Raw genomic sequence first — 18,903 nt, 5'->3', positions numbered from 1 at the left:
CCGGTCCGCACCTTCGCTTGCAGGGCTTACCCCTGCCCCTGGGCCTCCATCAGGGCACGCAGGAGTTTCTCTTCGGACATGTCGTCATCTGCCGGCTTGTCCGACTCTGCACCCATCAACAGCGCCATCTGATCTTCTTCGGGCTCGTCGACCTCGATCTGGGTCTGGTTGGCCTCGATCAGACGTTCACGCAGCTCGTCCGCCGTTTGGGTTTCTTCTGCAATCTCGCGCAGAGACACGACGGGGTTCTTGTCGTTGTCGCGGTCAACGGTGATCGATCCGCCAGTGGAAATCTCGCGCGCACGATGGGCGGCAAGCATCACCAGTTCGAACCGGTTCGGTACCTTGTCTACGCAGTCTTCGACCGTCACGCGGGCCATGAGGCGCTCTCCACAAATGAATCCGTGTCAGGAAGGGGTTTATCTAAGCGCGAATCTCTGCCTTGACAAGCGGGAAATGCCCAGCATTGGCGGCTCAGAGGGGGGTTACGGCGGCAACCTCGTCCGCAGGCAGCTGTCCGATCATTTCCCGGACGGTCAAATCCAGCACCGGATGGCGCCAATCGGGCGCGACATCAGCCATCGGAACCAGCACGAATGCCCGGTCCTGCAGGCGCGGGTGCGGCACGATCAGTTGTTCGGGCGCGGATTGCACCTGCTGGTCCATCGGCAAATCCAGCCAGCGGCGGTATCCGTCCAGGTCCGGCAGAACGCGGTCGTCCCAGCAGACAAGATCAAGATCAAGTGTGCGCATACCCCAACGCTGAACCCTGGCGCGGCCGAACTCGGCCTCGACCTCGTGCAGCAGGCCCAGAACACCGCGCGGATCCAGTTCCGTCTCGATCACAGCGGCTGCGTTCACATAGTCCGGGCCGGCGCCCGCAGGGAAGCAGGGGGTCGAAAACAGCCGGCTTTTGGCCCGAATCACCAGCCCCTTGGCCTCCATCACCTCGAGAGCCTGCGCGAGTGTCACCTTGGGCCCGTTTCCTCTCAAGGTGAGATTTGCCCCCAACGCCACGACCACTTTTGACATGGATTTGACCACTTTTATCCCCGTATTCCGTTCAGAGAATACTTGCGATACAGGTCAAATAGCCTATTTTAAAGGCATCAATGCGCGAATTTATTTTTTTCACTCACAGACACCTCCGCGCGTTGAGCGATACCGGAAGGACAAATTAATGTTTTACAAGGACGAACGGCTTGCGCTGTTCATCGACGGCTCGAATCTGTACGCCGCCGCAAAAGCACTGGGGTTTGACATCGATTACAAGTTGCTTCGCCAGGAATTCATGCGTCGAGGCAAGCTTCTCAGAGCCTTCTACTACACAGCGCTGCTAGAAAACGACGAATACTCACCGATCCGTCCGCTTGTCGATTGGCTGCACTACAACGGCTTCACCATGGTGACCAAGCCGGCCAAGGAATACACCGACAGCATAGGGCGACGTAAGGTCAAGGGGAACATGGACATCGAACTGACTGTCGATGCCATGGAGCTTGCGCCGCGCGTGGATCATATCGTGCTATTTTCGGGTGATGGGGATTTCCGCCCGCTGATTGCCAGCCTGCAACGTCAGGGCGTGCGCGTGTCGGTCGTCTCGACCATCCGCAGCCAGCCGCCGATGATTTCGGACGAGCTGCGTCGTCAGGCCGACAATTTCATCGAGCTTGACGACCTGCGCGACGTGATCGGACGCCCTCCGCGGGACGTGTCCGATGAACCGCGTACGGTAGCCGTCGCAGGAAAATAAGAACTCCGCCATCCACTACTCACACATGTGGAGCAATCGCGCGGTCAGGACTTTTTGTCCTGGCCGCGCTTCTTTAATCAAGAACCCGTGCTCAAACGGGTATTGGCTAACAGGACTTCATGTCAGCATGATGACAAGGCTGTCCTGACTGGACCAACAGGTGGAAAAGCCTTACCTGTCCCTTTCAAGGAGACAGACGCATGACCAAGCCCCCCCTGACCCTGTATCTGGCCGCCCCGCGCGGGTTCTGCGCCGGTGTGGACCGCGCGATCAAAATCGTGGAAATGGCCCTGCAGAAATGGGGCGACCCGGTCTATGTGCGGCACGAGATCGTGCACAACAAGTTCGTCGTGGACGGGCTGCGCGCCAAGGGTGCCGTCTTTGTCGAAGAGCTGGACGAATGCCCCGATGACCGGCCGGTGATCTTTTCCGCCCACGGCGTGCCCAAATCGGTGCCTGCCGCAGCAGCCGCGCGCGAGATGATCTATGTCGACGCCACCTGCCCGCTGGTGTCCAAGGTTCATATCGAGGCCCAGCGCCACGCCGAGGCCGGGTTGCAGATGATCATGATCGGGCACAAGGGCCACCCCGAAACCGTCGGCACCATGGGCCAGCTGCCGGACGGCGAGGTCCTGCTGGTGGAAACGGTTGACGACGTGGCCGGGGTGCAGGTCCGCGACCCTGAAAAACTGGCCTTCGTCACCCAGACCACCCTCTCGGTGGACGACACGCGCGACATCGTGGCCGCGCTGCAGGACCGGTTTCCGGCTATCGTCGGCCCGCACAAGGAAGACATCTGCTATGCCACTACCAACCGGCAGGAGGCGGTGAAGACCGTCGCGCCCAAGTCGGATGCGCTGCTGGTGGTGGGTGCGCCGAATTCTTCGAACTCGCGCCGTCTGGTCGAGGTGGCGTCCAAGGCGGGCTGCACCTATGCCCAGCTGGTGCAGCGCGCCACCGACATCGACTGGCGCGCGCTCGAGGGGATTTCCAGCATCGCCATCACCGCCGGCGCCTCGGCGCCCGAAGTTCTGGTGAACGAGGTGATCGACGCCTTCCGCGACCGCTTTGACGTGACCGTCGAAACCGTCGAAACCGCCACCGAGAATGTCGAGTTCAAGGTGCCCCGCATTCTGCGCGTGCCCGCATGAGCGGCATCCCCCGCGCACCGTTGGTTCTGGGCCTGGCCGGTCTGATCCCGTTTGTCTGGGGCGCGCTGACCTACCTGAGCGGAGACCTGAATGATTGGGGCAGCCGCGCGCTGGGCCCGCGGTTCGTGGGGCCCTATGTGCAGCTGTTCTATGGCGCTGTGATCCTCAGCTTCATGTCCGGCGTTCTGTGGGGCTTTGCCACCAAGACCGCGGGCAGCCGGGCGGCGCTGTGCTATGGGCTGTCGGTCCTGCCGGCGCTGTGGGCGTTCTTCACCACTGGCGGCGGGCCGGTCGACGCGGGCACCAACCTGATGATCGGCTTTGCCGGGCTACTGGTGCTGGACGCGCTGTTCTGGTCCTGGGGCCTGACCCCGCGCTGGTGGATGAAACTGCGGCTGCTGCTGAGCGCCGTCGTGCTGGCCTGCCTGGCCGTTGGAGTATTCCTGTGAGCGACAAACGAACCATCGACGCCTACACAACCCGTGTGGACGACTATCTGAAAGTGCCGCTGCCGCCCGAACAGATCGAGGCGCGCGCAGCCTTTGCGCAGGCGGTCGGCGACGGGCTGGTGCTGGATCTGGGGTCGGGTCCGGGTTCGGACAGCGGTTTCTTTCTGCGCCAGGGGCTGCGGGTTCGGGCGCTGGACGCCACACCTGCCTTTGTCGAACACGCCCGCGCAAATGGCGTGGACGCGCATCTGGGCACGTTCGACGACGTGACCGAAACGGCCGAATACGATGGGGTCTATGCCAGCTTTTCCCTGCTGCACGCCCCGCGCGCCGAATTCCCGCGACACCTGGCCGCCATCCACGGGGCCCTGAAGCCGGGCGGCGTGTTCTTTCTGGGCCTCAAACTGGGCACCGGAGAGCATCGCGACGAACTGGACCGCTATTACACCTATTTCACGCGCCCCGAGATCGAGACCGCGTTGGTCGAGGCCGGGTTCGTCATTGACCGTGTCACCACCGGTATGGGAAAGGGGCTGGCCGGTTCTTATGACGGTTTCATTCTGGTGCTGGCCCATGCCTGATCTGTTTGCCTATACCGATGGTGCCTGTTCCGGCAATCCCGGACCGGGGGGCTGGGGCGTGCTGCTGCGGGCGATGGATGGAGAAACCGTCCTGAAAGAGCGCGAGTTGAATGGCGGCGAGGCCGAGACCACCAACAACCGGATGGAGCTTCTGGCCGCGATCAGCGCGCTCGAAACTTTGGATCGGCCCTCGAAGATCACCATCGTGACCGACAGCGCCTATGTGAAAAACGGGGTGACGGGCTGGATCCACGGGTGGAAGCGCAACGGCTGGAAGACCGCCAGCAAGAAGCCCGTCAAGAACGTGGACCTGTGGCAGCGGCTGGACGAAGCCCAACAGCGCCATGACGTTACCTGGGAATGGGTCAAGGGCCATGCCGGCCACCCCGAAAACGAACGCGCAGATGAGTTGGCACGCGCGGGCATGGCCCCGTTCAAGCCGAAAAAGGCCCGCACATGAGCGGTCTGGCCCTGCTGGACTATGCCTCGGTTCTGGTCTTTGCGCTGACCGGGGCGCTGGTGGCCAGCCGGGCGCAGTTGGACCTTGTGGGATTTGCCTTCATCGCCTGTCTGACGGCGGTGGGCGGTGGTACGGTGCGTGATCTGCTGCTGGATCGGCACCCCGTATTCTGGGTGGGCCAACCTGACTATATCCTGATCGCGGTGGCGGCGGCGGTGGTCGTGTTTTTCACCGCGCATCTGGTCGAAAGCCGCTACAACTGGTTGGTCTGGCTGGACAGTTTCGCGCTGTCGATCGCCGCGGCCGCGGGAACTGGCGCGGCGCTGGCGCTGGGTCAGTCGGGCGTGATCGTGGTGTTGATGGGTGTGACCACCGGTTGCCTGGGCGGGCTGATGCGCGACGTGGTCTGCAACGAGGTGCCGCTGGTGCTGAAACAGGGCGAGCTCTATGTCTCATGCGCCTTCACCGGGGCGCTTGTGGCCGTGTTGGCCACCCGTCTGGGGCTGGAGACGCTGCTGGCGCTGGGCCTGTGCGCACTCTCCTGCTGGGCATTGCGGGCCGGATCGCTGCTGTTCGGCTGGCAGTTGCCGGTCTACAAGGCACGCCCGCCACGAAGCTAGAGGCCGCGCCAGACCTCTTCCTCGGTCAGGTTCAGAGATGTGAAATCTTCGGCCCGCAACGATCTGTCAGCCTCCCACTCCATGAAGAACTCATCCAATTGCGGCGGAGCGATCATCGTGTCCGAAAGCATCGAATGCACTTGTCCCCGATGGTGAATCTGGTGCTGCAGCAAGTGCAGGATCGTGCGGTCGTACCGCTCGACTTGCACCAATTCCCCACGTGGAATCCTGACGCGTGCAGTTTCATCCAAAACCTTCTCATCGCGGCAAACATCAACGAAACGTCGGTCGATGGCGCGTTGGTGCGCCGAAAGCTCGGGCAAGTCGGGATAGGGAGTTTCCGGGTCGAAGGCGTCCAATCCCATTGGCCGGCCTTCCAGAGCGGTGACGTAGAAAAGATCAACCGTATAAATGTGATTGAGAGTCTCGATGATGGACGGGAAGAAACCAGTACGGTGCTTCGCCAGTTCTTCGGGGGGCAATTGCGCGCAAGCCTCCAGAATTCGGTGGTTGGCCCATGCGTTGTTATAAGCTTGTGGGAAAAAATAGTTTTTCATTGCCGATGCCTAGTTGATTGCCAAAGCACTGTCTAGCGTGGCCTGCGGCCTGCCGCATCAACGCCGGAAATAGGTCTTCCAGATCCAGATCAGCAGCAGCGCGCCCAGCACCGCGCCGACGAATCCGGGCATCCAGCCCATGACCGTCAGCAAGGCGCGCATGATCAGCCCGCCCACCACGGCCCCGGCGATACCGATCAGCAGGGTGGTGGGGATGTCCGCCTCGATCCGCATCAGGCGGGTGGCCAGAAATCCGGCCGCGGCGCCGATGACGATCAGGGCAAGGACGGGCATCTCATTTCCTCCAATGCGTGGGCACGATGATCAAGGCCCCCACCGACGAGATCACCGCATCCAGCCCAGGCGGTCCAAAGCTGATGCCGAACATGATGCGGATGAAATAGAACAGGAACGCCCCGCCCACGCAGATGATGATGGATTGCAGATAACCGTTGTGGGTAAAGCCCGTCACCTCGGACAGATAGCCGACGATGCCGGCAATCACGACGGTACCCATCATCACCATGAACATCAGGATGTCTCCGAGCCGAGGCGGGTTCCGGCCGGGATCGGCCAGCCCCGCAGGAAGGTTTCCCTATCCTGCGCCGCCTTGCCCGCCCGTTGCAAGCGCAGCAGTTCGACTGCGCCGGTGCCGCAGGCCACCCGCAGCGCGTCGTCCAGCACTTCGCCCGGCACGCCCTGACCGTCCGACAGGCGCGAAGCGAGCAGCTTGACGCGCTCGCCCTCAATCTGAGTCCAGGCGCCGGGAAAGGGCGACAGGCCGCGGATCTGGCGATCGACTTCGACAGCTGGGCGCGACCAGTCCACGCGGGCCTCAGCCTTGTCGATTTTTGCGGCATAGGTCACGCCGACCTCGGGCTGCGGTTCGGGAGTCAGCTCGGGCAGGCGGTCCAGAGCCTGCACGATCAGATCGGCGCCCATCGCCGACAGGCGGTCATGCAGCTGGGCGGTGGTTTCCTCGGGTCCGATCGGGGTGGCCTGACGCAGCAGGACGGGGCCGGTGTCCAGGCCGGCCTCCATCTGCATGATACAGACGCCGGTCTCGGCATCGCCCGCCATGATCGCCCGGTGGATCGGCGCGGCCCCGCGCCAGCGGGGCAGAAGGCTTGCGTGAATGTTCAAGCAGCCATGTTTCGGAGCATCCAGGATCGCCTGCGGCAGGATGAGCCCATAGGCCACGACCACGACCACATCGGCCTTCAGCGCAGCAAAGGCAGCCTGTTCCTCGGGCGATTTCAGCGAGGTGGGATGGCGCACCGGCAGGCCCAGCGCCTCGGCGCGGGCATGCACCGGCGTGGGCCGGTCCTTCTTGCCGCGACCGGCCGGGCGCGGGGGCTGGCAATAGACGGCGGCGATCTCGTGCCCGGCCTGCACCAGCGCATCCAGCACCGGCACCGAAAACTCGGGCGTTCCCATGAAGATGACGCGCATGCCGCCCTACCCCGCCTTTTTCGCCTTGCGCAGCAGCATGTCGCGTTTGACCTTGCTGAGACGGTCAAAATACATCCGGCCGTTCAGATGGTCGATCTGGTGCTGCACGCTGGTGGCTTCGATGCCGACGAAATCGCGCCGGTCGATCTCGCCTTTTTCATTGAGGAACCGGACCGTCACCGCACGCGGACGTTTGATCTTGGCCGACACGCCCGGCAGGTTCGGGCTGGCCTCGTCATGCTCGCGCAGTTCGATCGAGCTGTGCAGGATTTCGGGGTTGGCCAGGCGCACCGCGCGGCCACGCTCGGCCGAGCCGTCCACGACCGCCAGCCGCAGCATCACGCCGATCTGGGGCGCCGCCAGGCCGACGCCGGGCATCGCCTCCATCGTGTCGATCATGTCGTCCCAGATGGCACGGATCTCGTCGGTGATCTCGGTCACCGGCCCGGCCTTGGTGCGCAGGCGCTTGTCGGGCCACGGCAGGCAGGGACGGACGGTCATGCGCGGGCACGCTCACGCTTGAGCTTGACCATCTTGCGCGTGATCATCTGCCGTTTCAGCGGCTTCAGATAGTCGATGAACAGCTTGCCGTTCAGGTGGTCGATCTCGTGCTGCACGCAGGTGGCCCAAAGCCCGTCGAAGGTTTCGCGCTGCGCCTTGCCGTTCTGGTCCATCCAGGCGACCTCGACCTCGGCCGGGCGGGTGACCTCGGCGAACTGATCGGGGATCGACAGGCAGCCTTCCTCGTAGACGCTGGTTTCGTCCGAGGCCGAGATGATCTCGGGGTTGAACATCACCAGCGGGCGGGGGGTGGCGCCTTCCTCTTTGACGCAATCCAGCACGATCAGCCGTTCCAACACGCCGATCTGGGGCGCGGCCAGCCCGATGCCCGGCGCGTCATACATGGTTTCCAGCATGTCGTCGGCCAGCGCGCGCAGCTCGTCCGACAGGTCGTCCACAGGCGCACAGACCTTTTTCAGGCGGGGATCGGGATGGATCAGGATGTTGCGTTTCATGTGGCTGATTTAGGTCATCGCGCGCGTGGCCGCAACGCCCCCCTTGCGCCGGGCGAATTTCCCGATAGCTTTCGGGCCAAAGAATGGAGCAGACATGACTTTCAACGACCTGATCGACCGCCGGGGCACCTTCAGCTCGAAATGGGACAAGATGGAGAAAATCTATGGTGTCTCGCCCGAGGACGGGCTCGCCATGTGGACCGCCGATTCCGACTATGCCACCGCGCCTTGCGTGATTGAGGCGGTGCGCCGTGCGGCGGATCACGGCGTGTTCGGCTATTCCTGGCAGCACCCGGCCTATCTGCAGGCGGTGCAGTGGTGGATGCAGAAGCGTCACGACTGGGCGATCGACACCGATTGGATCCTGACCACACAGGGTCTGGGCAACGCCATCGCGCTGAGCCTCGATGTGTGGAGCGAACCGGGTGACGGGGTTGTGATCTTCACGCCGGTCTATCACGAGTTTGCGCACAAGGTGAACAAGACCGGCCGCCGGGTAGTGGAATGCCCGCTTGTGCGGGCCGGCGACACCTATGAGATCGACCTGGATGACGCTCAGTCGCGGCTGGACGGGTCGGAAAAGCTGTTGCTGTGGTGCTCACCACAGAACCCGTCCGGGCGGGTCTGGACACCGGACGAGCTGCGCGCGGTGGCGGCCTTTGCCGAACGCAATGGGTTGATCCTGATCTCGGACGAAGTGCATCATGATCTGGTCTATCCCCGGCATACATTCGTGCCGATGGACGTTGCCGCGCCGGATGCACGGCCCTGGACGGTGACGCTGACCGCACCGTCCAAGACCTTCAACATCGCCGGCCAGCGCACGGGCAACATGATCATTCCCGACGACAAGCTGCGGGCGCAAATGCGCCACCGGCTGAACACGCTGGACTACGACCCCAGCGCATTGGGCGTGGCGATGATCACCGCAGCCTACTCACCCGAGGGCGCCGAATGGGTGGATGCCCAGATCGACCACCTGAACGGCAATCGCGCGCTGTTCGATGCCGCGATTTCCGAGATCCCCGGCCTGTGGTCGATGCCCCTGCAGGCGACCTACTTGGCCTGGGTCGATTTCTCGGGCACCGGAATGGACCACGCCGAATTCGTGCGCCGTCTGCGCGATGATGCGCGGATCGCAACGTCATCCGGTCCGGGGTTTGGAACGGGAGGCGAGACCTTCGAACGGTTCAATCTCGCCACTCAGCGGGCGCGGGTCGAGGACGCGTGCGCCCGTTTGAAACTTGCTTTTTCCGACCTTCAATAAGGCCGCGCGAACGGTCTGCCCTAGTCGTCTTTGCCGAGAAGGGCGATTGGGGCATCCGGCGCGCGATAGAAATCCAGTGGCGCCTTGTCCGCCGCGACGGTGCTGCGCTTGAACTCATATCGCATCTGGCCGCCGTCTTCCTCGTCAGCGACGATCAGGCATTGATACAGGTGGTTGGCGCCGTCAAAAATATCGACCAGTCCACGTAGACGCGGTGTTGTCTCGGCCTCGACGGCGAAACCATCCTTCCACAATTTGAGGATTCTGTAGGTATTGTCGCCCATTTCCACCCGCAGACGGCTGGACTTCTTGAGCGATGCGATTCGGGCCGCATCCAATTCGGCGCTAATTTCCTTGGAAACATAAGTACTCATCAAAATTCCCCCCAAGCTATGCCATCTATTGTGGGGGTATCTTCGTAAAAATCCAGTGAAGCCCGACCGTTGACGCGGATCTGTGGGCGATTTGTTGCACAGACATCCCGGGTGGCACTGTGCGACTGCGCAGAGATGCTGCGCGCCTTCGGCGATGTGAACTGCGGCGCTGTCGCACTAAGCTTTGTCCGGAGACGGAAACGGAGGATCCAAGATGGGCCTGTTGGTCGACGGCACCTGGCACGACACCTGGTATGACACGAAATCCACCGGCGGAGCGTTCAAACGTTCGGCTGCCCAGTTTCGAAACTGGATAACGGCCGATGGCAATGCAGGTCCCTCGGGCAAGGACGGTTTCAAGGCTGAAGCCGGTCGATACCACCTGTATGTCAGCCTGGCCTGTCCATGGGCGCATCGGACGTTGATCTTCCGCCAGCTCAAGGAACTTCAGGACCTGATCACCGTATCGGTTGTCCATCCGGACATGCTGGACCGCGGATGGACTTTCCAGACCGACGATCACGGCGCCACCGGCGATGCTTTGTATGGGCTGGACTATGCCTATCAGGTCTACACACGCGCCGACCCGAACTACTCGGGCCGGGTGACGGTGCCGATCCTGTGGGACAAGGTGCAAGAGACCATCGTGTCGAATGAAAGCTCGGAAATCATCCGCATGTTCAATTCGGCCTTCGACCAAATCACTGGCAACACCGACGACTACTGGCCCGCCGAGATGCGCGACGCGATCGAAGAGGTCAATGCGAGGGTCTACTCAAACGTGAACAACGGCGTCTACAAATCCGGCTTTGCCACCTCGCAGGAGGCCTATGACGCGGCCGTGCACCCCCTGTTCGACACGCTGGATTGGCTGGAAGATCGGCTGTCCACGCACCGATACCTGATGGGGGATCGCCTGACCGAGGCCGACTGGCGCCTATTCACGACCCTGATCCGGTTCGACCCGGTCTATCACCTGCATTTCAAGTGCAACCGCAGGCGGCTGATCGACTATCCCAACCTGTGGGCCTACACGCGTGAACTGTATCAATGGCCGGGCGTGGCGGGCACGGTAAACATGCACCATATCGTGCGGCACTATCACTACAGTCACGACAGCATCAATCCGCACCGGATCATCCCGATCAACCCCACCCTGGACTATTGGGAGCCGCACGGACGCGATCAACGCCCCGCGGCGTAGTGTTCGACCATCGCCGCCAGATCCTCGGGCGGTGTTCCGCTCTGGACATAGGCGCAGGCATTGGGGCTGTGCGCAAAGATCGATCCGTCGGAAAAGAACGTTGTGTTGGTGACGAAGATCACCCGGGCATCCGGGCGGCGATAGCTGGCGAAATCCGCGACCGCCAACGCGCTGCCTGAATCCAGAACCAGGTCCAAGATTATGATGTCGAAGGGCGTGCCGTAAAGTGCAAGGATCGCTGCCTCCTGGCTTTCGACCAGAGAAACCTCAGCCCCCTGCCGTTCCAGGTGCCGCTGCCAGACCCGACCCAGGTCGGGGTTACTCTCAACAATCAGAACTTTCATTTGCAACAACCTCGGCACTTGATAAGGTGAGTGGTGCCGACCCCCATAAGCTGTGATCACGTTATTTCGTTAACAAAGGGTTAACGGTCGCCCCAGCGCTCTTCAAGGAACCGGATTTGCTTGTAAAAACGGCGTAAATCCGCTTGAAGCGGGGTAATTTCGGCGTTTTGGACGATTCCGGCATGACTGACCGCACTGACGACTTGAACCCGCGCGGCAAGCGTGACCACGGCGGAGGTTTGGACGACGCCATTGCCCGTCATGGCGGCGCGCGAACGGAATGGATCGACCTGTCGACCGGTATCAACCCACACCCCTATCCTGTGGCGGACCTTACGTCTGAGGATTGGACCGCCCTGCCGGATCACGGGGCATTTGCCCGGCTGAGCAATGCGGCCCGTCGCTTCTGGGGTGTGCCGGAGAGCGCGGCAATCCTACCCGCACCGGGGGCCTCGGCCCTGATCGCGCGGATCCCGGCGCTGGCCCCCGTTGGTGCGGTCCAGATCACCACGCCCACCTACAACGAACATGCCGCTGCCTTTGCCGCGCAGGGCTGGACGGTGCAGCCCGGCGGCCCGACGCAGGCGCGGGTGATCGTGCATCCCAACAACCCCGACGGCCGAATCTGGCAGGCTAAGGACGCCGATGCGCCGCTGACCGTGATCGACGAAAGCTTTTGCGACGTGACGCCCGATGCCTCGCTGATCAGCCTGTCCGAGCGCCCCGGCGTGATCGTCCTGAAAAGCTTTGGCAAGTTCTGGGGTCTTGCGGGCCTGCGGCTGGGCTTTGCCATCGGGCATCCCGACCTGATCGCGAGGCTGAACGATCTGACCGGTCCATGGGCGGTGTCCGGCCCGGCCCTGCGCATCGGCGCGCAGGCCCTGAATGACACGACCTGGGCTGAAACCACGCGCGCGCGACTGGCCCGTGATACGGAACGGCTGGATACGCTGATGACCGGCAAGGGCGCGCATTTGGTCGGCGGCACCACGCTGTTCCGCCTGTACGAAGTGGACGATGCCGCCGCCTGGCAGGACCGGCTGGCACAGGCCCATATCTGGAGCCGCATCTTCCCCTATTCCGATCGGTTCCTGCGGCTGGGCCTGCCGCCCGAGCATGGCTGGTCGCGGCTCGAGGCGGCGCTGTGAGCACCGCCCTGACGCTGGCCCTGGCGATGCTGCTGGACGCCGCATTGGGCGAGCCCGACTGGCTGTGGTCGCGCCTGCGGCACCCGGCGGTTTTGATGGGCAACGCCATCGCCTGGCTGGACCGCCGCCTGAATCACGGCAAGCATCGACGCGCCAAGGGCGTGTTCGTCGCCCTTCTGCTGGTCCTGGGCGGCTGGGTGGTCGGCACGGCGCTGGGGTCGCTTGGCTGGGTGGTCGAGGTCGTGGTCTGCGCGATCCTGTTGGCACAGAACTCTCTGGTGGCGCATGTCCGCGCCGTGGGCGTCGCGCTGCGGCAATCCCTGCCCGAGGGGCGCGCGGCGGTGGCAATGATCGTGTCGCGCGACACCTCGCAGATGACCGAGGCACAGGTGGCGCGCTCGGCCATCGAGAGCGCCGCCGAGAACCTCAGCGACGGGGTGATCGCCCCGGCCTTCTGGTTCCTGCTGGGCGGCTTGCCGGGGCTCCTGGTCTACAAGGCGGTGAACACCGCCGACAGCATGATCGGCTACCGCAACGACACGTACCGAGACTTCGGCTGGGCCGCCGCCCGGCTGGACGATCTGCTGAACCTGATCCCGGCGCGGCTGACTTGCCTGATGATCCTGGCCCTGTCGGGGCAGTGGCGCCAATGGCGGGCCATCGTCGCGGACGCGCAGCGCCACATCTCGCCCAATGCCGGCTGGCCCGAGGCCGCCATGGCCCGCGCGCTGGACGTGGCACTGGCCGGGCCGCGCAGCTATGACGGGCAGTTGCGCGATCTGGCCTGGGTCAACGGCGAGGCCCGGCGCACGATCGGTGCGACGGAGGTTTTCCGCGCATGCGGAATGCTTTGGCAGGTTTGGGGGCTTGCGTTGGCGGGGCTGACGGTGTGGGTTGGTCTGAACACGGTTTTCTGAGGATGGTTTTCGTAATGCGCTTTGTCTCGGGCCTTGTGGCCGCTTGCCTGTTCGCTGCCCCTGCCCTTGCCCAGTGCGGCGGCGGCTTCAACGCCTTCGTTCGCGGACTGAAGGCCGAAGCGGCACAGCAGGGTTTCGATACGGCCACGGTCGATGCGTTCTTCAAAGGTGTGCAACAGGACCCCAAGGTGCTGAAGGCCGATCGCGCGCAGGGTGTGTTCCAGAAACCGTTCATCGAATTCTCGCGCCGCCTGATCTCGCAGGATCGGATCAGGCGCGGCCAGGCGATGGCGCAGAAATACGATGCCGTGTTCGACCGGATCGAGGCCGAATACGGCGTGTCGCGTGGGGTCCTGCTGGCCTTCTGGGCGTTCGAGACGGATTACGGCGCGTTCCAGGGCGATTTCAACACCCGCAATGCGCTGGTGACGCTGGCCCATGATTGCCGCCGCCCCGAGCTGTTCCGGCCGCAGATTTTCGCCGCGATCGAGCTGTTCCGGAACGGCGATTTCGACCCGAACCGCACCACCGGCGCATGGGCGGGCGAGATCGGCATGGTGCAGATGCTGCCCCGTGACATTCTGGAAAACGGCGTGGACGGTGATGGCGACGGCCATGTGCGGCTGAAAACCTCGGCCCCCGACGCGCTGATGTCCGGGGGCAAGATGCTGTCGCATTTGGGCTGGCAGCCCGGTCAGCCCTGGCTGCAGGAGGTCACCGTGCCCGCACAGATGGACTGGTCGCTGACCGGGCCGGGCAAACCGCGCCCGGTCTCGGACTGGCGGGCGATGGGCGTGCAGGCGCGCAGCGGGTCATTGGCCAACCTGCCGGCCTCGCTGATCCTGCCGCAGGGGCGCAAGGGGCCGGCCTTTCTGGCCTATCCGAATTTCGATGTCTATTTCGAGTGGAACCAGAGCTTTGTCTATGTCCTGACCGCGGCCTATTTCGGAACGCGTCTCGAAGGCGCACAAGTCTATTCTGCGGGCAACCCCGATCCGGGCCTGACCGGCACCCAGATGAAACAGCTGCAGGCGAAACTGCAGGCGCGCGGCCACGACGTGGGCAAGATCGACGGCATCCTGGGGGCCGGAACGCGCGCTGCAGTACAGGCTGAACAGGCCCGACTGGGCCTGCCCGCAGATGCCTGGCCGACAGTTGATTTGCTGAACCGACTCTAGCCGCTCAATCCGTTGGGTCGTGGAACACCAGCGTAAATACTTCCTCAGGCGTCGGTTCCGCGTAATGCCTGGAAAACCGGCGGAACTGTTCTTCGGTCGCGGCAAAGGCGTGGTCGCCCGCTGCGTTTCGTGCTTGCAATCGGGCCAGACAGACAGCGTCGGGCGTGGTCAGCACATGCATCTGATGCGCTGTATCGGTCTGATCCAGAATTTCGCGCATCCAGGCGCGGGTTTCGACCGTGTTGGCCGGGAAATCCAGAACAACCGACATGCCCGCTTCAAGCAGAGTCGTGACATGCGGACCCATCGCCGCCCGCAGACGCGTGGAACAGCGCAGATAGTCGGCACCTGTCACCATCTGATCGGCAAACAGCGGCTTCAGCCAGGCGTCCTCGGCAATCAGAACTGTGCCGGGCTGCCTTGCGAGCTGGGCGGCAAGCGTCGATTTTCCCGCGGCGATCTTGCCGCAAAGCATGTGCAGGGTCGGAGCGGGTCGGGTCATCGGTCGGTTCCTGGTTGGGCACGGCGGGCGAAGGGCAGACCCCGATCACTCGGGTCGCACCGGGTAACGTTCACCTTTTTCGGTGATCAGGATCAACCGACCATTGTTCCGCACGTACAGATCGCAGCGGTCGAACCCGTTGCGGTACTGCACACAGATGCTGCCATCAGCGGCGATTGAGTAGGTTCCGAAGGCCGTTCCGCCGCCATTGACCGCGGAATAAGTATAGGAATAGGCCCCACCGGCCGAGTATTTCGACTGCCCATCGTCATAGAAAGTCAGCGTGCGGCCTGCCAACGCGTCCAGTTCAGCGGGGCTCAGGGGGATATCGCCGGGGCGGGTGGCCCATTCGGCAGCCCAGAGCGGCGAGGCGGCGCAGGCCGCGGCGATCAGCAACAGGTGTTTCATGGAACCAGCCTAGCCCGGCCCGGCCCGATCGCGGAATAACGTTGCGGTGAGCGGTCAGGCGACCATCTGCTCGGCCTTCTTCAGATCGACCGAGACCAGCTGGCTGACGCCCTGTTCCTGCATGGTCACGCCGAACAGACGGTCCATCCGCGCCATGGTCACCGCGTGGTGGGTGATGATCAGGAACCGCGTGTCGGTCTGGCGGCACATCTCGTCCAGCAGATCGCAGAACCGGGTCACGTTGGCATCGTCCAGCGGCGCATCAACCTCGTCCAGCACGCAGATCGGCGCGGGGTTGGCCAAGAACACGCCGAAGATCAGCGCGGTGGCTGTCAGGGTCTGCTCCCCGCCCGACAGCAGGCTGAGAGTCGACAGCTTCTTGCCCGGCGGCTGGCACATGATCTCGAGCCCCGCATCCAACGGGTCGTCGCTCTCGACCATCACCAGGTTGGCCTCGCCACCGCCGAACAGATGCTTGAACAGCATGGCGAAGTTCGCGTTGACCTGTTCGAAGGCGGTCAGCAGACGCTCGCGGCCCTCGCGGTTGAGGCTGGCGATGCCGCTGCGCAGCGCCTTGATTGCCTCTTCCAGATCGGATTTCTCGCTGTTGAGCGTGTCGAACTCCTCCTGAACCTCCTTGGCATCCTCCTCGGCGCGCAGGTTCACCGCACCCATCGCGTCGCGCTGGCGCTTGTGGCGGTTCACCTCAGCTTCCAGGGCATCGGCGGCGGGCATGTCATCGGGGTTCACGTCCAGCTGGTTCAACAACTGGTTCGGGGTCAGTTGCTGATCCTCGGCGATGCGCTCGGCAGCGGCGGCGACACTTTCCTTGGCCGCTTCGAACCGCGCCTCCGCCGCGGCGCGAGCTTCGCGCGCCTCCGAGGCCTTGCGCTCGGCCTCGCGCTCGGCCAGCACGGCTTCGCGTTGCACCGCTTCGGCCTGGGCCAACTTGTCGGCGGCCTCGGCGCGGCGGGCCTCGGCGGCCTCGATCATCTCGTTCAGCTCTTCGCGCGCCTCGGCGATCTCGGCGGGCGCGGCCATCGCTTCGGTCAGCTCTTCCTCGGAACTGGCTTTGCGCTCGGCCAATTCGGCGATGCGCTTCTCGGCTGTTTCCAGACGGTGTTTCCAGCCGCTCAGGTCCTTGGCCACCTCCTGTGCGCGGCGGGTGCGGGCCTCGCCCTCGCGGCGCAGCTCGTCATGGGTCGAACGGTGCGTCAGCATGGTGATCCGCGCGGCCTCGACCGTCTGCTTGATGTCCTCGACCCGGGCACGGGCGGTGTCCAGATCGCCCAGCTCGGCCAGGGCGGCCTCGGCCTCGCGCAGCTGGGCGCGGGCCGCCATCGCATCCTGCTTGTGGCGGTCGACCGCAAGCGTCAGGTTCTCCAGCTTGCCCTGCGCCAGGTTGCGGTCGGCCTCGGCCCGGCTGAGCGCGCGGGCGGCTTCGGCCATGCGCTGATCGGCGGCGCGGCGGGCCTCGCGGGCGCGACGGTCGGCCTCTGTCACCTCGGCCAGTTGCCGCGACAGGGCCTCGTGCGCGGCGCGGGCGCCGTCGGCCTGTGCTTCGACCAGCGCCAGTTGCTGTTTCAGCGCCTCAAGCTTGTTGAGCTGCTCGAGCCGCAGCGCCGCGGCGCTGGGGGCATCCTCGGCCCAGGCGCGGAACCCGTCCCAGCGCCACAGATCGCCAGAGCGCGACACCAACCGTTGGCCGGGTTTCAGCAAGGGTTGCAGCCGGGCGCCCTGATCGGCGTCAATCAGGCCGATCTGCGCGATACGGCGGCTGAGACGGTCCGGACCCGAGACGTGTAGCGCAAGCGGCTCGGCCCCGTCCGGCAAAGGCTGATCGGCGTCATAGCCCGGCACCTGCACCCAACCCGACGGCCCATCGCCTTCGACAAGCGGGGCGCGGAGATCATCCGCCAGCGCGGCCCCCAGCGCCTTTTCAAAGCCTGGCTCGACCCGCAGCAGGTCCAGCACCTGCCCGCCCTCGGCGGTGTCGCGCTCGACCAGCTTGGCCAGCGCGGTGGTCTCGGCCCGAATCGCGCCCAACTCGCCCTCGGCCTCGGAGCGTTGGGCGCGGGCCTCGGCCTCGCGCGCCTGCGTTTCACCGCGCAGCTCGTCGGCGGCGGCCAGCGCTTCTTCGGCGGCTTCGGCGGCCTCGCGCGCCTCTTCCTCGGCGGCTTGCGCGGCCTCGAACGCTTCGTCGGCGTGGGTCAGCGCGGCGCGGGCCTCGGCGACGGCCGCGCGGGCCTTTTCCTCTTCGGCCTCGGAGCGTGCCAGCGTTTTGCGGCTGTCCTCGACCAGGCGCTGCGCCGATTGGTGACGCGCGACCAGGCGGGCGGTGTCCTCGGTCTCCTGCGCCAGCAGATCCTCACGCTCCTGCAGAACCGCGGCGGCCTCTCGGGCAATTTCGGCGGCTTCGGCCAGCTTGTCGTCATGGCCCTCGGCGGCCTTGGCCAGTTCGCGGGCCTCCCATTCCAGCCGCTCGATCATCTCGCCGGCGTCGCGGTTCAAACCGGTTTCACGCTCGATGTCACGGCCGAGCTGCTGGATGCGGGCGGTCAGGGTTTCGATGGTCTGGCGCGCGCGGGTTTCCTGATCGGACAGCTGATCGCGCTGCACCTGCTGGCGCTGCAGGACGGCGGCGGCAATGGCCTCCTCCTCGCGCAGCGGCGGCAGGGTCTCTTCGATCTCGGCGCGTTTCGCGCTGGCGGCGCGAGCCTCGGCCTCGGCGCGCGCGGCTTCGGTGGTGCGGTCGCGCAGACGCTCTTCGGCCTGCTGGCGGGCCATGTCGGCCTCTTTCCAGCGGCGATACAGCAACATGCCCTCGGCCTGGCGCAATTGCTCGCCGATCTCACGATACCGCGCGGCCTGACGGGCCTGCCGCGCCAGCTGCGCCAACTGTGTGCCCAACTGCTCCAGCACGTCATCGACGCGGGTCAGGTTGGCTTCAGTGCCCTTGAGCTTCAGTTCGGCCTCGTGCCGCCGCTGGTACAGGCCCGAGATACCGGCGGCCTCTTCCAGAATGCGGCGGCGGGCGCGGGGTTTGGCGTTGATCAGCTCGGCGATCCGGTTCTGCCCCACCAGAGCGGGTGAATGCGCGCCGGTCGAGGCGTCGGCGAACAGCATCTGCACGTCGCGGGCGCGCACGTCCTTGCCGTTGGCCTTGTAGGCGCTGCCCACGTCGCGGGTGATGCGGCGCACGATCTCGATCTGATCGCTGTCATTGAACCCGGCCGGGGCCAGACGTTCCGAGTTGTCCATGGTCAGGACGACCTCGGCGAAGTTGCGCGCCGGACGGGTGGCGGCACCGGCAAAGATCACATCCTCCATCGCACCGCCGCGCATCGATTTGGGGCGGTTCTCGCCCATAACCCAGCGCAACGCTTCGAGCAGGTTGGACTTGCCGCAGCCGTTGGGCCCCACCACACCAGTCAACCCGTCCGCGATGATCAGATCGGTCGGATCGACGAAGCTTTTGAAGCCGGTGAGTTTGAGTTTGGTGAAGCGCAAAGGCCGATTTCC

At 64.4% G+C, this 18,903-nt stretch carries 24 protein-coding genes; 11 read left to right on the top strand and 13 right to left on the bottom strand.

The window, feature by feature from the left end:
* Positions 1-26 precede the first annotated feature (26 nt).
* Together rpoZ and folK are read right to left on the bottom strand one after the other, a co-directional pair.
* Complete coding sequence (gene rpoZ / locus ACR3EK_RS01700; protein ID WP_093965263.1) at positions 27-380, bottom strand: DNA-directed RNA polymerase subunit omega; 354 nt, start codon at positions 378-380, stop codon at positions 27-29.
* Positions 381-474: 94 nt separating this feature from the next.
* Positions 475-1,032, bottom strand: a complete 558-nt coding sequence (gene folK, locus ACR3EK_RS01695) for a 2-amino-4-hydroxy-6-hydroxymethyldihydropteridine diphosphokinase (RefSeq protein WP_480632519.1) — start codon at positions 1,030-1,032, stop codon at positions 475-477.
* A gap of 148 nt (positions 1,033-1,180) precedes the next feature.
* Between folK and ACR3EK_RS01690 the strand changes: the two genes are divergently transcribed.
* The 6 genes from ACR3EK_RS01690 (at position 1,181) to ACR3EK_RS01665 (ending at position 5,014) form a co-directional block, all read left to right on the top strand.
* Complete coding sequence (locus tag ACR3EK_RS01690; protein ID WP_170370048.1) at positions 1,181-1,753, top strand: LabA-like NYN domain-containing protein; 573 nt, start codon at positions 1,181-1,183, stop codon at positions 1,751-1,753.
* A gap of 200 nt (positions 1,754-1,953) precedes the next feature.
* Positions 1,954-2,904, top strand: coding sequence for a 4-hydroxy-3-methylbut-2-enyl diphosphate reductase (gene ispH, locus ACR3EK_RS01685; protein WP_480632518.1), 951 nt, complete (start codon positions 1,954-1,956; stop codon positions 2,902-2,904).
* Positions 2,901-3,353 (top strand): DUF3429 domain-containing protein, encoded by a 453-nt coding sequence (locus tag ACR3EK_RS01680; RefSeq protein WP_170366272.1) that lies wholly within the window; start codon positions 2,901-2,903, stop codon positions 3,351-3,353. Before ispH ends, ACR3EK_RS01680 begins: the two co-directional genes overlap by 4 nt.
* Complete coding sequence (locus ACR3EK_RS01675; RefSeq protein ID WP_480632517.1) at positions 3,350-3,934, top strand: class I SAM-dependent methyltransferase; 585 nt, start codon at positions 3,350-3,352, stop codon at positions 3,932-3,934. The genes ACR3EK_RS01680 and ACR3EK_RS01675 overlap by 4 nt, the downstream gene beginning before the upstream one ends.
* On the top strand, positions 3,927-4,394 hold the full coding sequence (gene rnhA, locus ACR3EK_RS01670; RefSeq protein WP_480632516.1) for a ribonuclease HI: 468 nt from the start codon (positions 3,927-3,929) through the stop codon (positions 4,392-4,394). Before ACR3EK_RS01675 ends, rnhA begins: the two co-directional genes overlap by 8 nt.
* The gene (locus tag ACR3EK_RS01665) at positions 4,391-5,014 is read left to right on the top strand and encodes a trimeric intracellular cation channel family protein (protein ID WP_170343413.1); all 624 of its coding nucleotides are present in this window, start codon (positions 4,391-4,393) and stop codon (positions 5,012-5,014) included. Before rnhA ends, ACR3EK_RS01665 begins: the two co-directional genes overlap by 4 nt.
* Here ACR3EK_RS01665 and ACR3EK_RS01660 read toward each other — a convergent pair.
* From ACR3EK_RS01660 to def (ACR3EK_RS01635), 6 genes are read right to left on the bottom strand one after another with little or no spacing between them, the layout of a single operon-like run.
* Positions 5,011-5,571, bottom strand: a complete 561-nt coding sequence (locus ACR3EK_RS01660; RefSeq protein WP_170361520.1) for a DinB family protein — start codon at positions 5,569-5,571, stop codon at positions 5,011-5,013. The two genes, ACR3EK_RS01665 and ACR3EK_RS01660, sit on opposite strands and share 4 nt — an antisense overlap.
* A gap of 57 nt (positions 5,572-5,628) precedes the next feature.
* A complete protein-coding gene (locus tag ACR3EK_RS01655) occupies positions 5,629-5,865 on the bottom strand; it encodes a GlsB/YeaQ/YmgE family stress response membrane protein (protein ID WP_149776373.1) in 237 nt (78 codons plus the stop codon).
* A 1-nt stretch (position 5,866) separates the two neighbouring features.
* On the bottom strand, positions 5,867-6,103 hold the full coding sequence (locus ACR3EK_RS01650) for a hypothetical protein (RefSeq protein WP_005981317.1): 237 nt from the start codon (positions 6,101-6,103) through the stop codon (positions 5,867-5,869).
* Complete coding sequence (fmt, locus tag ACR3EK_RS01645) at positions 6,103-7,023, bottom strand: methionyl-tRNA formyltransferase (protein ID WP_170392227.1); 921 nt, start codon at positions 7,021-7,023, stop codon at positions 6,103-6,105. Before fmt ends, ACR3EK_RS01650 begins: the two co-directional genes overlap by 1 nt.
* A 6-nt stretch (positions 7,024-7,029) precedes the next feature.
* Positions 7,030-7,524 carry a peptide deformylase gene (gene def, locus ACR3EK_RS01640; RefSeq protein ID WP_170462030.1) on the bottom strand — a complete coding sequence of 165 codons (495 nt, stop codon included), beginning with the start codon at positions 7,522-7,524 and terminating at the stop codon, positions 7,030-7,032.
* On the bottom strand, positions 7,521-8,039 hold the full coding sequence (def, locus tag ACR3EK_RS01635) for a peptide deformylase (RefSeq protein ID WP_170462032.1): 519 nt from the start codon (positions 8,037-8,039) through the stop codon (positions 7,521-7,523). The genes def (ACR3EK_RS01640) and def (ACR3EK_RS01635) overlap by 4 nt, the downstream gene beginning before the upstream one ends.
* Positions 8,040-8,133: 94 nt before the next feature.
* Here def (ACR3EK_RS01635) and ACR3EK_RS01630 point away from each other — a divergent pair, with 94 nt between their 5' ends.
* A complete protein-coding gene (locus tag ACR3EK_RS01630; protein ID WP_480632515.1) occupies positions 8,134-9,306 on the top strand; it encodes a MalY/PatB family protein in 1,173 nt (390 codons plus the stop codon).
* Between the two features lie 20 nt (positions 9,307-9,326).
* On the opposite strand, the gene ACR3EK_RS01625 is transcribed toward ACR3EK_RS01630, so the two are convergent.
* A complete protein-coding gene (locus ACR3EK_RS01625) occupies positions 9,327-9,680 on the bottom strand; it encodes a hypothetical protein (RefSeq protein WP_093965240.1) in 354 nt (117 codons plus the stop codon).
* Between the two features lie 214 nt (positions 9,681-9,894).
* Between ACR3EK_RS01625 and ACR3EK_RS01620 the strand changes: the two genes are divergently transcribed.
* Positions 9,895-10,884, top strand: coding sequence for a glutathione S-transferase family protein (locus tag ACR3EK_RS01620; protein ID WP_480632514.1), 990 nt, complete (start codon positions 9,895-9,897; stop codon positions 10,882-10,884).
* On the opposite strand, the gene ACR3EK_RS01615 is transcribed toward ACR3EK_RS01620, so the two are convergent.
* Positions 10,866-11,228 (bottom strand): response regulator transcription factor, encoded by a 363-nt coding sequence (locus ACR3EK_RS01615; protein ID WP_170342693.1) that lies wholly within the window; start codon positions 11,226-11,228, stop codon positions 10,866-10,868. The genes ACR3EK_RS01620 and ACR3EK_RS01615 overlap by 19 nt on opposite strands.
* A gap of 182 nt (positions 11,229-11,410) precedes the next feature.
* Here ACR3EK_RS01615 and cobD point away from each other — a divergent pair, with 182 nt between their 5' ends.
* From cobD to ACR3EK_RS01600, 3 genes are read left to right on the top strand one after another with little or no spacing between them, the layout of a single operon-like run.
* The gene (cobD, locus tag ACR3EK_RS01610) at positions 11,411-12,376 is read left to right on the top strand and encodes a threonine-phosphate decarboxylase CobD (RefSeq protein WP_170343406.1); all 966 of its coding nucleotides are present in this window, start codon (positions 11,411-11,413) and stop codon (positions 12,374-12,376) included.
* Positions 12,373-13,293 carry an adenosylcobinamide-phosphate synthase CbiB gene (gene cbiB, locus ACR3EK_RS01605; RefSeq protein ID WP_170441998.1) on the top strand — a complete coding sequence of 307 codons (921 nt, stop codon included), beginning with the start codon at positions 12,373-12,375 and terminating at the stop codon, positions 13,291-13,293. The genes cobD and cbiB overlap by 4 nt, the downstream gene beginning before the upstream one ends.
* A gap of 14 nt (positions 13,294-13,307) precedes the next feature.
* Positions 13,308-14,471 carry a lytic murein transglycosylase gene (locus tag ACR3EK_RS01600; protein WP_480632513.1) on the top strand — a complete coding sequence of 388 codons (1,164 nt, stop codon included), beginning with the start codon at positions 13,308-13,310 and terminating at the stop codon, positions 14,469-14,471.
* Positions 14,472-14,475: 4 nt separating this feature from the next.
* Here ACR3EK_RS01600 and ACR3EK_RS01595 read toward each other — a convergent pair whose 3' ends face one another.
* The 3 genes from ACR3EK_RS01595 to ACR3EK_RS01585 are packed head-to-tail and all read right to left on the bottom strand — an operon-like array spanning position 14,476 to position 18,891.
* Positions 14,476-14,973, bottom strand: coding sequence for a P-loop nucleotide/nucleoside kinase family protein (locus ACR3EK_RS01595; protein WP_480632512.1), 498 nt, complete (start codon positions 14,971-14,973; stop codon positions 14,476-14,478).
* A gap of 45 nt (positions 14,974-15,018) precedes the next feature.
* The gene (locus tag ACR3EK_RS01590) at positions 15,019-15,381 is read right to left on the bottom strand and encodes a hypothetical protein (RefSeq protein WP_480632511.1); all 363 of its coding nucleotides are present in this window, start codon (positions 15,379-15,381) and stop codon (positions 15,019-15,021) included.
* Between the two features lie 54 nt (positions 15,382-15,435).
* A complete protein-coding gene (locus ACR3EK_RS01585; RefSeq protein ID WP_480632510.1) occupies positions 15,436-18,891 on the bottom strand; it encodes a chromosome segregation SMC family protein in 3,456 nt (1,151 codons plus the stop codon).
* Between the last annotated feature and the right edge of the window lie 12 nt (positions 18,892-18,903).

It is taken from the genome of Ruegeria sp. BC8 (genome assembly GCF_056535705.1).
This window is presented reverse-complemented; position numbering and strand designations above follow the sequence as displayed.